Source organism: Mesorhizobium sp. M7A.F.Ca.CA.004.04.2.1, from assembly GCF_004022825.1.
Lineage (GTDB): Bacteria > Pseudomonadota > Alphaproteobacteria > Rhizobiales > Rhizobiaceae > Mesorhizobium.
In genome coordinates, this window is sequence record NZ_RZPH01000064.1 from 1 (window position 1) to 11,916 (window position 11,916).

13 protein-coding genes are annotated in these 11,916 nt (G+C 64.1%); 9 read left to right on the top strand and 4 right to left on the bottom strand.

Translation table 11 applies throughout. The features are described 5' to 3' along the window. Positions 1 to 269: ATP-binding cassette domain-containing protein (locus EN893_RS05080; protein WP_128361435.1), on the bottom strand; the 269-nt coding region annotated here is incomplete at its 3' end. Between the two features lie 81 nt (positions 270 to 350). Continuing rightward, the gene (locus EN893_RS05085; protein WP_127271056.1) at positions 351 to 1,430 is read right to left on the bottom strand and encodes a substrate-binding domain-containing protein; all 1,080 of its coding nucleotides are present in this window, start codon (positions 1,428 to 1,430) and stop codon (positions 351 to 353) included. A gap of 343 nt (positions 1,431 to 1,773) precedes the next feature. Here EN893_RS05085 and EN893_RS05090 point away from each other — a divergent pair, with 343 nt between their 5' ends. The 9 genes from EN893_RS05090 to EN893_RS05130 all read left to right on the top strand — a co-directional run bounded on the left by EN893_RS05090 (position 1,774) and on the right by EN893_RS05130 (position 10,092). Continuing rightward, entirely contained in the window at positions 1,774 to 2,424 is a 651-nt protein-coding gene (locus EN893_RS05090; RefSeq protein ID WP_023809404.1) for an SGNH/GDSL hydrolase family protein, read from the top strand. Between the two features lie 57 nt (positions 2,425 to 2,481). After that, the gene (locus tag EN893_RS05095) at positions 2,482 to 3,576 is read left to right on the top strand and encodes an ROK family transcriptional regulator (protein WP_127272189.1); all 1,095 of its coding nucleotides are present in this window, start codon (positions 2,482 to 2,484) and stop codon (positions 3,574 to 3,576) included. Positions 3,577 to 3,711: 135 nt separating this feature from the next. Continuing rightward, a complete protein-coding gene (locus EN893_RS05100; RefSeq protein WP_127267132.1) occupies positions 3,712 to 4,404 on the top strand; it encodes an XRE family transcriptional regulator in 693 nt (230 codons plus the stop codon). Positions 4,405 to 4,407: 3 nt separating this feature from the next. Next, positions 4,408 to 5,487, top strand: coding sequence for an extracellular solute-binding protein (locus EN893_RS05105; RefSeq protein WP_127267131.1), 1,080 nt, complete (start codon positions 4,408 to 4,410; stop codon positions 5,485 to 5,487). A gap of 24 nt (positions 5,488 to 5,511) precedes the next feature. Next, on the top strand, positions 5,512 to 6,420 hold the full coding sequence (locus EN893_RS05110) for an ABC transporter permease (protein WP_127267130.1): 909 nt from the start codon (positions 5,512 to 5,514) through the stop codon (positions 6,418 to 6,420). After that, positions 6,417 to 7,205, top strand: a complete 789-nt coding sequence (locus EN893_RS05115; protein WP_127267129.1) for an ABC transporter permease — start codon at positions 6,417 to 6,419, stop codon at positions 7,203 to 7,205. Before EN893_RS05110 ends, EN893_RS05115 begins: the two co-directional genes overlap by 4 nt. Position 7,206: 1 nt before the next feature. Further along, positions 7,207 to 8,316, top strand: coding sequence for an ABC transporter ATP-binding protein (locus EN893_RS05120; protein WP_127267128.1), 1,110 nt, complete (start codon positions 7,207 to 7,209; stop codon positions 8,314 to 8,316). A gap of 27 nt (positions 8,317 to 8,343) precedes the next feature. Further along, positions 8,344 to 9,726: an FAD-binding oxidoreductase gene (locus EN893_RS05125; protein WP_127267127.1), complete on the top strand. Its 1,383-nt coding sequence runs from the start codon at positions 8,344 to 8,346 to the stop codon at positions 9,724 to 9,726. A gap of 9 nt (positions 9,727 to 9,735) precedes the next feature. Then, positions 9,736 to 10,092, top strand: coding sequence for a cupin domain-containing protein (locus EN893_RS05130; RefSeq protein ID WP_127267126.1), 357 nt, complete (start codon positions 9,736 to 9,738; stop codon positions 10,090 to 10,092). Positions 10,093 to 10,342: 250 nt separating this feature from the next. Here EN893_RS05130 and EN893_RS05135 read toward each other — a convergent pair whose 3' ends face one another. Next, positions 10,343 to 10,600, bottom strand: a complete 258-nt coding sequence (locus EN893_RS05135) for a BrnA antitoxin family protein (protein WP_127267125.1) — start codon at positions 10,598 to 10,600, stop codon at positions 10,343 to 10,345. 95 nt (positions 10,601 to 10,695) lie between these two features. Further along, positions 10,696 to 11,916, bottom strand: a 1,221-nt coding sequence (locus tag EN893_RS05140) for a molybdopterin dinucleotide binding domain-containing protein (protein WP_245490800.1), incomplete at its 5' end; no start/stop codon positions are given.

Consider the following 11,916-nt stretch of genomic DNA (forward strand, 5'->3'; position numbering starts at 1 on the left):
AGGGAATGCTCCTGGAAAACGGTCGAAATGCCGGCATCGAGTGCGGCTCGCGGCGATTTCGGATCGAGCTTCTCCCCGTTCATGAAGATCTCACCGGAATCGGGCTGATGCACGCCCGCCAGGATCTTCATCAACGTCGATTTGCCGGCGCCGTTCTCGCCCATCAGGGCGTGGACGCTGCCCGCCTTGAGATCGAGGGAAACGGAATGGAGCGCCCTGCTCCCTCCGAACGCCTTCGAAATGTGGGACATCTCGATAAGATTGGTCACGAAACCCTCGAACGAACCGGATTCGACAGATGGAATGGCCTGCGGGGAATGCTTGTCCACTCCCCGCCAGCCACGGCGCCGTCACTTCTTGCCGTAATATTCCTTGAGCTTGTCTTCTGGCAGTTCGCTCGGCCACCAGACATTGGCGGTGAGGTCGTCGCGATAGTATTTTTTGGCCTTGTCCTGGTCCCATCCGTCGGGATTATAGACATAGCGTTTGTAGAGCTGATTGCCTTCCAGAAGGGCAACGGCGGCGCGCACGCCGGCCGCACCTTGGGCGGGGCTGTATTCCGGCGAGATCGACTTGAACCCGTCCGTGATCCACTGGCCGAAATAGCCATTGTTGCCCTCGCCCGAAATCGGCGGAACGGGCGTGCCGAACTGCTTGAAGACATCGACGCAGGCGCGCGTCATGTCAGCGCCGGACGACCAGATGCCGTCAACCTGTGGGTTGTTCAGATAAAGCGTCTCGCACAGCTTCTTGGCCTTGTCGTACTGCCAGTCACCATGCTCCTCGGCGATGATCTGCACATGCGTGCCTTTAAGTGATTCCAGTAAGCCGTTGTAGCGGTTGGTGTCTTCCGGATGGCCGGCCAGGCCACGCAGGACCCAGATCTTGCCGTTGTCGCCGACGGTCTTGACCAGCCAGTCGCCCATCACCTTGCCGAAATGCTCGGCGCCGCCCTGGATTTCGGTGGTGTAGGCGTCGGAATCGATGCGGCCGGTGTGAAGGATGACCGGGATGCCGGCGGCGACCGCCTTGGCGATGCTGGCATTGGCCGATGTGCTGGTCACCGGCTGAACGATGATCGCGTCGACATGCTGCGCGATCAGGTCCTCGATGTCGGCCACCTGCTTTTTCTGGTCGAAGCCGGCATCGAGCAGGATGAATTTCGAGATGCGCTTGTCCTTGGCCGCGGCGTTCTCCGCCTCATGCGCCACCTGTACTGTCCAGGTGTTGGCGTTGACGCCGAAGTCGCTCATGCCGATGACCCAGGGCGGGTCCTTCTTGAACGCACCGGCCGCGGTCATGCGCGTGTCGTCGGGGCGCGGCGCCACGCCGTCCATCAGCTTGATGTCTTCCGCATGCGCCAGCGACGTCACGGCAAGCGTGGACGCAACGAGCATCCCCAGGCCGACGGTTTTCAGCAATCCTAACATTAAACTCTCCTCCTTGTGGTTGCCCCGGCCTACGAATTCGTATGGCCGGCCGTACGAATGCGTACGGCCATGAGACGCTCTCCCAATGCATGCTCGTTGTCGCAAACCGACCGATGCACGCAATTCTCCCGCCCCCGAACACATGCGTGCCGAAGCCCAATTCCTGCTGGACGATGATGACGGTCGAGAACTCCTCCGGGCACTTTAGAAGCACAGCGGATTCGCCCTGTCAATAGTTAGTCATGTTGAATGACTATTCCCTTGCTTGCCTTTCATCGCTCCTCTATCCATCATGATTGGCGCTCGCCGGCTTCGGCGCGCTGTCAGTCCCGGCGGGAAAAACATGCGATCAGTCTTGTGCTACGGCGACTCCAACACGCACGGCCAGATCCCCGGCAGGGGGCCGCTCGAGCGCTATGGGCCGGGTGAACGCTGGCCGGGGATATTGCGTTCTCAGCTAGGCCCCGACTGGTATGTCATCGAGGAAGGATTGAGCGGCCGCACCACCGTCCACGACGACCCGATCGAGGGCGCCCACAAAAACGGCAGAACCTATCTTCGCCCCTGCCTGCAGAGCCATGCGACGCTCGACCTCGTCATCATCATGCTCGGCACTAACGATTTGAAGATCCGCTTCAACAAGCCGCCGTCGGAAGTGGCGATGGGGATCGGCTGCCTCGTCTACGACATCAAGGAGCTGGCGCCTGGGCCAGGCGGCTCGACGCCCGAGATCATGATCGTGGCCCCGCCGCCGATGCAGGACGACGTCAAGGAATGGAAGTCCATCTTCGCCGGTGCGCCGGAGAAATCGCGCCTGCTCGCGCTCGAGTTCGAGGTTCTGGCGGACTCGCTCGAACTCCACTTTTTCGATGCCGGCTCGGTGGTCTCGTGCAGCGAAGCGGACGGCTTTCACATCGATGCCGAGGCGCACAGATTGCTGGGCACCGCACTTGCCCGCGCGGTCGACGCCATCGGCTGGAGCCGCTCGACATGAGCAACCATACCGCCGCGAGGCAGCGCGCTCTTACCGACGGGGCGACCCTTGCCTGACATGAGGTTCGCACCACCCAATCCATTGCGCATCGCCGATCGTGCGAGCGGGCTGAATGCGTTGAGCGTGCGCAGCTATAATGAGCGGCTGGTGCTGTCGCTGCTGCTTCAGAACGAGGGCATTTCGCGGATGGAAATCGGCGAAAAGACCGGCCTGTCGGCGCAGACGGCCTCGGTCATCGTCCGTTCGCTCGAGCAGGAAGGCCTGGTCTCGCAAGGCGAGGCGCAGCGCGGCCGCGTCGGGCCGCCCACCATCCCGCTTTCACTCAATCCGGAGGGCGCCTATGCGGTTGGCGTCGGCTTCAGCCGCCGCAGGATCGACATCGCGCTCATCGATTTCATCGGCACCGTGCGCTTCCACACGCAATTGCCGGCGGATGAAGCCAATCCCTTTCCGCAAAGCAGCGATCTGTTCGGCGCGATCAGGCAAGCCATGACCAGCCTGCCGGTCGAGGCGCGCAGCCGGGTTGCCGGCATCGGCCTGGCCGTTCCCGACGATGTCGACACGATGGCTGCAACCCGCAACGGATCGAGCACCTCGCTGAAAGCCTTGCAGGGGGAGATCGAGGAACAGATCAAGCTGCCGGTTTTCGTGCAGAACGATATCACCGCGGCAGCCGGCGGCGAGAGCATGTTCGGCGTCGCCAAGCCGCTCAACGACTATTTGTTCTTCTATCTGGGAGCACGGCTGCAGAGTAGGCTCATCCTCAACCACCAGATCTACAAGGGAAACTCCAGCGCCAGCTTCGATCATGGGCTGATGCGCCTGGAGAGCGAACTGACCAAGCGCCGGCGCCCGTCCGAAATCATCTGGAGCAGCAGCCCCGAGTGGCCTGACCTTGGCGAGGCCTACAGCGAATGGCTAGGGGAATGCTCCAACCGCCTGAAAGCCTCTATTTCCGCACTGACCCAGTTTGTCGAATTCAGGACGGTCGTCCTGTCCAGCTACGCGCCGCAGAAGATCGCCAAGGCCTTGTGCGCCGACATCGGCCGGGAATTCCCCGGCATCGAAGCGCTGCCCGCGCGGGTCAGCATCAGCCCGAAGGCCGTCGGCGCGGCAAGCCTGCCATTCAGTTCGCGCTTCATGATCCAGTGATCGAGCCGAACCGGCGTTGCCGGTCGGCCGATTACGGGCTCTCTGCAGGTCCATCGATGATTTTCAAATGACAAGGCGATTCCGCTTGCCAGGACGCCTCACTTAATAGCATGTTAAGTGAACCCTGAGATCGCCATGAAAATCGCTGCGGATCACGCACTCAACGACAATGCCGCAACCAGCGCCGAAGCGCGCCGCTCGACGGTATTGGGCGATCGCATCAAGGCCTATCGCACCACGCGGCGCCTGACGCTGCGCCAGCTCGGCGACATGATCGGCACCACCGCCAGCTTCCTGAGCCAGCTCGAGCGCGGCCTTTCGGGTGCCAACACCAGCACGCTGATGCTGATCGCCAACGCGCTCGGCATCAGCCTCGCCGATCTTTTCGACGAACGCGAGGTGTCGCCGCACGCGGTGCTGACACGGGCCGAACGGCCGGCGCTGCCGACCAGCGAAGGCTACCGCAAGACGCTGCTGTCGCGCCGGCCGATCCGCGAGATGGAAGTCTATTGCGGCGAGTTCGCCGTCGGCGGCTCCACCGGCGACGTGCCCTACACGCATGGCAACGCGAACGAGATGTTCCTCGTGCTGCGCGGACGCGTGCAACTGACGCTCGGCGACGAGAGCTTCACCCTCGAAGAGGGCGACAGCATCGAATATTCGACCTCGACGCCGCACCGGACGATCAATGTCGGCGATACGGTGGCCGAAGTGCTGTGGATCATCGCGCCGCCGACAAGCGGCGCTGTCGACCTCGATCAATATGTAGCCCGGAAAACGCTCGCGCCCGGCCTGCCAAAATCAAACAGCGAGCCATCGGAGGGTTAGAAAATGGGAAGCAGATCAAGATTGGCCGGGCTTGTCGGCGCCGCCGCACTGGCCTTGCTCGCAGCCGCCGCTCACGCGCAGAACGCGCCGCCGGCCGGGACCGTGGTGGACGGGTCGCTGAAGGGCAAGACGCTGACCTTCGTCTCGTATGGCGGCATCTACCAGGACGGCCAGGTTGCCGCGCTTAAGGAATTCGTCGACAAGAGCGGCGTCAAGCTGCTGAACGACGGACCGACCGAAATCGCCAAGCTCCAGGCGCAGGTCGAATCAGGCAATGTGACCTGGGATGTCGTCGACACGGATGATTTTCCGCCCTTCGTGCATTGCGGCAAACTGTTCCAGAAGCTCGACCTGACCAAGCTCGATATCTCGCACATCCCGCCCGGACAGGTCGGCGAGTGCAGCGTGCCGGCGATGAATTACGGCATGGTCCTGATGTACAAGAACGACACGTACAAGGACAATCCGCCAAAGGACTGGAAGGATTTCTTCGACACCGCGAAATTCCCCGGCACCCGCGCCATCGACGGCAGCGGCAGCCCGCTCGGCGGCTTGATCGAACAGGCCATCCTGGCCGACGGCGGCAAGGTCGACGCCATGACGCCGGCCGACATCGACAAGGGCATCGCCAAGATCAAGGCGATCGGCCCCGACACGATCTTCTGGAAGACCGGCGCCGAATCCCAGCAGCTCGCCGAGTCCGGCGAGGCCGACATGATCATCATGTGGACCGGCCGCGCCATGACGGCAGTCAAGAATGGCGCTGCCTATACGCCGGTGTGGAAGGACTGGCTGGTCGTCATGGATCAGCTGACCATCCCGGTCGGCGCCAAGGACCCCGATGCCTCCTACGCGCTGATCAACGCCTATCTCGGCAAGAAGTCGCAGGAGATCCTGACCGAGCAGACCTCCTACTCGCCGATCAACAACGAGGCACAGCCAAAGGTCGACGCGTCCGTCGCCGCCTTCCTGACCAACACGCCGGACCACGCCAAGCTCGGCTATCAGCAGAACATCAAGTTCTGGGTCGCCAACTTCGCCGCTGCGTCCGACAAGTGGACGGCGCTGATGGCCGGCAACTGAGCCGGCTACCACTGAGGTGACGGCGTGAGCCAGACATCGCATACGCCGACGGCCGGGGGTGATTATCCCCGGCCGTCAGGTGCCGTGCAGGGGCCGCAGCGGCGCCTGCGCCTTGCCGCCTATCCGTCGCTGCTGGCGATGCCGGCCCTGCTCCTGCTTATCGCGGCTATGGGCTATCCCTTGCTGACCGTCACGCTGCGCAGTTTTTCGGACCCGGCCTGGGGCCTGCAGAACTACGTCTGGTTCTTCTCCACGCCGGTGAACGTCACCGTCCTGTGGCGCACCTTTTCCATCGCCGCCTGGGTCACCATCGTCTGCGTCATCGCCGCCTATCCCTATGCCTATCTCATGACGGCGGTCGGGCCGCGCCTGCGGCTGGTCCTCATCCTGTGCGTGCTGGTGCCGTTCTGGGTCAGCGGCGTGGTGCGCACCCTGGCCTGGGTCATCCTTTTGCAGGATTCCGGCATCATCAATTCGGTCATCAGGCTGCTCGGCTTTGACGGCGTGAAGCTGATCCGCACGCAGACCGGAGTCGTCATCGGCATGGCGCAGGTGTTGCTGCCGTTCATGATCCTGCCGCTCTATTCTGTCATGCGCGGCATCGATTTGCGCCTCGTGCAGGCGGCGCGCAGCCTCGGCGCGCGGCCCGCACGTGCCTTCCTGCAGATCTATCTGCCGCTGTCGCTGCCAGGCGTCTTCGCCGGCGCCATCATCGTCTTCATCCTGTCGCTCGGCTTCTACATCACCCCTGCCCTGCTCGGCGGCCCGCGCAGCACCATGCTGTCGACGCTGGTGCAGAGCCAGGTGCTCAGCCTGCTCAACTGGGGACGCGGCGGCGCCATGGGGGTCGTCCTGCTGGGCGCGACCTTCGTGCTTCTGGCGCTCGCCGCACCGCTGATGCGCCAGCGCCACAAGCAGGCGGCCAGATCATGAGGCTGGCCCCCTTCCGCATCCTGCTCGGCCTGTTCTGCCTGCTGGTCGCCGTGTGGCTGGTCATGCCGACGCTGGTCATCATCCCGATGTCGTTCAACGAGAAGAAGTCGTTGGCCTTCCCACCCTCCGGTTTCTCCTGGCAGTGGTACGCGAATTTCTTCACCAATCCCGATTGGCTGTCGAGCTTCTTCAATTCGCTGAGGGTCGCGGGCCTCGTCGCCGTTGCCGCCACGCTGATCGGCACGCTGGCGTCGCTTGGCCTCAGCCGCATGAAACATTCCGGCGCCGGCCTGCTGCGCGCTATCCTGATCACGCCGATGATCGTGCCCGGCGTGGTGCTGGCGATCGGCATCTATGCCGTTTACCTCGACTACCAGCTTGTCGGCACCACCACCGGCTTCGTCATCGCGCACACGATGCTGGCGATCCCCTTCGTCATCATCGCCGTATCGGCAAGCCTCGAAGTCTTCGACGTGCGGCTGGAAACGGCGGCGGCCAGCCTCGGCGCCAACCGCTTCACCACATTCCGCACCGTGACCTTGCCGCTGATCGCGCCCGGTATCCTGTCCGGGCTTTTGTTTGCCTTCGTCACCTCCTTCGATGAAATCATCGTCGCGCTGTTCATCACCAGTCCCTACCTCAAGACCTTGCCGGTGCAGATCTTCACCAGCATCACCCGCGACGCCGACCCGACGGTGACGGCCGTCGGAACCATCATCTTCATTGCCACGACGCTGATCATCAGCGCCGGGCTGATCATCAGCTCGAAATCGACGAGGAGTTGAGATGACTGCGAGGGAACGTGGCGCGGCCATCGACATCAAGGGCGCAACCAAGCGTTACGGCAATTTCACCGCGCTCGATGATGTCAGCCTGCATATCGAGCCGGGCGAGTTCATGACGCTGCTGGGGCCCAGCGGCTCCGGCAAGACGACCACGCTCAACGTCGTTGCGGGCTTCACCGACCTCACCGCAGGCGATCTTGCCGTCGGCGGCAAGAGCATCGTCGCCCTGCCGGCGCACAAGCGCAACATCGGCGTCGTCTTCCAGCACTACGCGCTGTTTCCGCACATGACGGTCGGCAAGAACGTCGCCTATCCCCTCACCTTGCGCGGCATGGACAAGCAGGCGCGCGACCGTCTCGTTGTACGAGCACTGGACATGGTCAAGATGGCCGATTTCGCGCATCGCTATCCCTCCGAACTTTCCGGCGGCCAGCAGCAGCGCGTGGCGCTGGCGCGTGCCATCGTCTTCGATCCGCCGCTGCTGTTGATGGACGAACCGCTCGGCGCGCTCGACAAGAAACTGCGCGAATGGCTGCAGCTGGAGATCAAGCGGATCCACCGCGAACTCGGCACCACCTTCGTCTATGTGACGCACGACCAGGAAGAAGCGCTGGTGCTCTCCGACCGCATCGCTGTGTTCAATCAGGGCCGCATCGAACAGGTCGGAACCGGCCGCCAGCTCTACGACGAGCCGACGACCTTGTTCGTGGCCAAGTTCATCGGCGAATCGACCAGTTTGCGCGGCGAGGCCCAGGCGTCCGGAGACCAGACCAGCCTGACGATCGCCGGCCAGAAGATCGTGGCCTACGGCAAGCTCGCCGGCGGCCGCAAACCGGTGGTCCTGCTGCGGCCGGAGAAGCTGTCGCTTGCCGGCACCAACACGCCTCCCGCCGCCGGGCAGAACAGCCTCACTGGTGAGGTCAGCGAAGCGATCTATCTGGGGTCGGGTTCGAAATACCAGGTGACGCTTCGCGACGGCTCGGTCGCCATCGTGCGCTCGTCGCTGGAAGCCACACCGTTCTCGATTGGTGACACGGTCGATCTGCGCTGGTCCGTCGTCGATGCAAAACTTCTTGCCGACGACGACCGCGCCGACATGACGATGACCTGACCGCTTTTCCCCGCAGGATTTTTAGACATGGACGCCAAAGTCAACGGCAACGTCTCGTTCTGGTATGCCGACATCGGCCTGCCGGCCTACCGCGCGCCGCTTCCAGGTGATCTCGAAGCCGATGTCTGCATCGTCGGCGCCGGCTACACCGGCTTGTGGACGGCTTATTACCTGAAGAAGGCCGATCCTTCGATCCGCATCGCCATCGTCGAGAGGGAGTTCGCCGGCTTCGGCGCGTCGGGCCGAAATGGCGGCTGGCTGTCCGGCGGCTTCAGCTGGTCGCGCGAAAAATATCTGCAGACCTCGACGCGCGGCGCCGTCATCGACATGGAAACCGCCATGCATGGCACGGTCGACGAAGTGATCGCGGTGACCGAGACCGAAGGCATCGATGCCGACATCCGCCGGGTCGACAATCTGACGGTCGCCACCAACCCGCCGCAGCTCGAACGGATCAAGGCCGCCTATGCCGATGCGATCGGCTGGAGCGTGCCGAGCGAGCGTGTCGGCCTGATCGGTCAGGAAGAGGCCAGAGCCCGCATCAACATCAGAAATGTGCTTGGCGGCTATATCCACCACGGCACCGCGCGCGTGCAGCCGGCCAAGCTGGTGCGCGGCCTGTCCGAAGCCGTCGAACGCATTGGCGTGCCGATCTACGAGCAGACCACCGTGACCGGCATCGAGAAGGGCAAGGTCACGACGAGCCGCGGCACCGTGCGCGCGCCAATCATCATTCGTGCCACGGAAGGGTTCACGGCCGGCATACCAGGCAATGAGCGGCTCTGGCTGCCGCTCAACAGCGCGCAGATCATCACCGAGCCGCTGCCGCAATCGCTATGGGACGAGATCGGCTGGGAGGGCCATGAGCTTCTCGGCGACGCCGCGCACGCCTATTGCTATGCACAGCGCACCAGGGAAGGCCGCATCACCATGGGCGGACGCGGCGTGCCCTACCGCTACGGCTCGCAGACCGACGTGCGCGGCCAGACGCAGCAGGCGACGATCGAAAGCCTGCACGCGATCCTCATCCGCCTTCTGCCACAGACAGCCAAGCTTCGCATCGACCACGCCTGGTGCGGCGTGCTGGGCGTGCCCCGCGACTGGTGCACGACGGCCGGTCTCGACCCTGAGACCGGCATCGGCTGGGCCGGCGGCTATGTCGGGCTCGGCGTATCCAGTTCCAACCTGTCGGGCCGCACGCTGCGCGATCTCATCCTGCGGCGCGACACTGAGCTGACCCGCCTGCCCTGGGTCAACCGCCAGGTCAGCAAGTGGGAGCCCGAGCCGATGCGCTGGCTCGGTGTCCACTCGATGTATCAGCTCTACCGCGTCGCCGACGAACGCGAGGAGGCCGGCCTCCAGCACACGTCGAAACTCGCCGCAATCGCCGATCGCATCACAGGACATTAAGAGACTGCCATGACCGATTTCCAGACCTTCGCCCATCTCGCCTCGATCGATCTCGGCGAGCCCGAGCCCAAGCCGACCTCGATCAGCGGCAATCAGTTCGAAGCAGCGAAGACGCTGTGGACCTCGCCCGACGGCACGTTGGAAGTCGGCGTCTGGGAGTGCACGCCGGGCCGCTTCACCGCATCGCGCGACAGCAATTCCGAAACGTGCCACATCGTGTCAGGCCGGGTCTCGCTGCATGGTCCCGATGGCCGCAGCAAGGACGTCGGCCCGGGCGAAATGCTGGTGCTGCCGAAAGGGTGGAAAGGCGAATGGACGATCCACGAGAAGACGCGCAAGCTCTATATCCTGCACTTCGAGGCGTGAGCCGACGTCCGCTTTGGCTGAAGCCTCCCCAACTTCGTCATCCTAGGGCGAAGCAGGAGCGAAGCTCCGTCGCGGAGACCCTGGGATCCATTCCGTGACAGCCATCGAGGAATGCAGCGGAACAGAATTCTGCACCGCTGCAGCGCTTTGAGGTCGCGGCATGTATCCCTTGGGCTGCGGAGCAGCTCCAGGGGTCTGCGCCGCGTCGCTACGCTCCTTGCTCCGCCCGTGGATGACGAAGCGATGGGCGCTACTCGTCGCCCAAACCGCCGGCCGTCGGCTTGCCTTCTATCGCCTGCCGCAAGGCGTCGTTGATGCGGTCCTGCCAGCCCGGCCCATCCTCCTGGAAGTGGTCCAGCACGGCGCGGTCGATCCGGATCGAAACAAGCTCCCTGACGCCTGGAGCGGCGGAGGGCTCACGAACCGGCGCGGCCGGCTTCTTCACCGGCTTGAAAGCCGCTTCGGCGGCCGCCATCGGATTTGTCGGTCGGCGCGGGGGATTTGCCATTGGGATGACCCTGACTGAAGGCGATTCGTGCGCAGCACGCTTACGCCACCATAGCCCAACCAGCGCCGTCGCGCAGGCCCCTTTGGTCGGGACAATCACTCGGCTGCTTGAAGACTTTGCGCGTCGATGATGACCCTGATCTCCGCGCGGCAGGAGCCGCAATTCGTACCGGCATGCAGGGCCGCGCCGATCCCCGCGACGCTGCCGCAGCCGCGGCGCACCGCTTCGGCGATCTGGTTGGCGCCGACGCCGAAGCAGGAGCAGACAATGGCGCCGCGATCGACGTCGACCCCGCCCGGCCGTCCGGCCACGATCGCCAGCCTTCCGCGCCGGTCGACATGATCGGCACTTAACTGTTCCGCCGCCCAGCCGCGCGACACGGCGACCGGGCCGGGCGCGACGAACAAGGCGCCTGACAGTTGATCGCCGTCGAAGGCGGCGATGCGATGCTGGCCGGCGTCGCAGTCATGATAGGCGAGCATTTCCGCACCCGGTGACGCGCCGAACAGTGACCCGGCAAAGCCGGCCCAGTCGATGTCGTCTTCGGCAAAGGCAAGCTCGACCCGCCAGCCGCCCTTGCATTTGGCCACGGCCCAATAGGCCGCGGCATCGGGCGACGGCCTATGCCGCGTCACCGCAAAGCCGAAGGCTTTTGCGGCGAATTTCTCGATGCGGGCGGCGACATGTTTCAGCGCCGGCTGGCCGGAAATGGGATCGGTCAGCGGCGCGGTCAGCGTGTCGAGCCGGCCCTTTGCCGAGAACTGATCGGTCCAGTGCATCGGCGCAAACAGGCTGCCCTGGCGCTGGCGTATCGTCACCAGCGCGCGCACCAGCACGTCACCGCGCGGGCTGGAAACGCGCACGATGTCGGCGTCACCGATGCCGAAGCGCTGCGCATCCACCGGGTGGATCTCGACGAATGGCTCGGCGATGTGCTGCGAAAGCCGCGGGCTTTTGCCGGTCCGCGTCATGGTGTGCCAATGGTCGCGGATACGGCCGGTGTTGAGGATCAGCGGATAGTCGGGACTGGTGCGGACTTCCGTGGTCGGGCGGATGGCGATGAAGCGCGCCTTTCGATCGGGTGTGTAGAAATTGCCGTCGGCGAAGAAGCGAACCTGGAGCCCAGTCGTGCCGACCCCTTCTGGCCTGCCGGCCATCTCCCCCTCGAGGGGGGAGACTAGCAGCTTTGACACCGGCGCTTCTTCCGCAGCGTTGGCGATTGGCGAAAGCCGAGCGGCAGGCTGATCTCCCCCCTTGAGGGGGAGATGGCCGGCAGGCCAGAAGGGGTCGGCACGACCGGGCGCCGGCCACTGGAA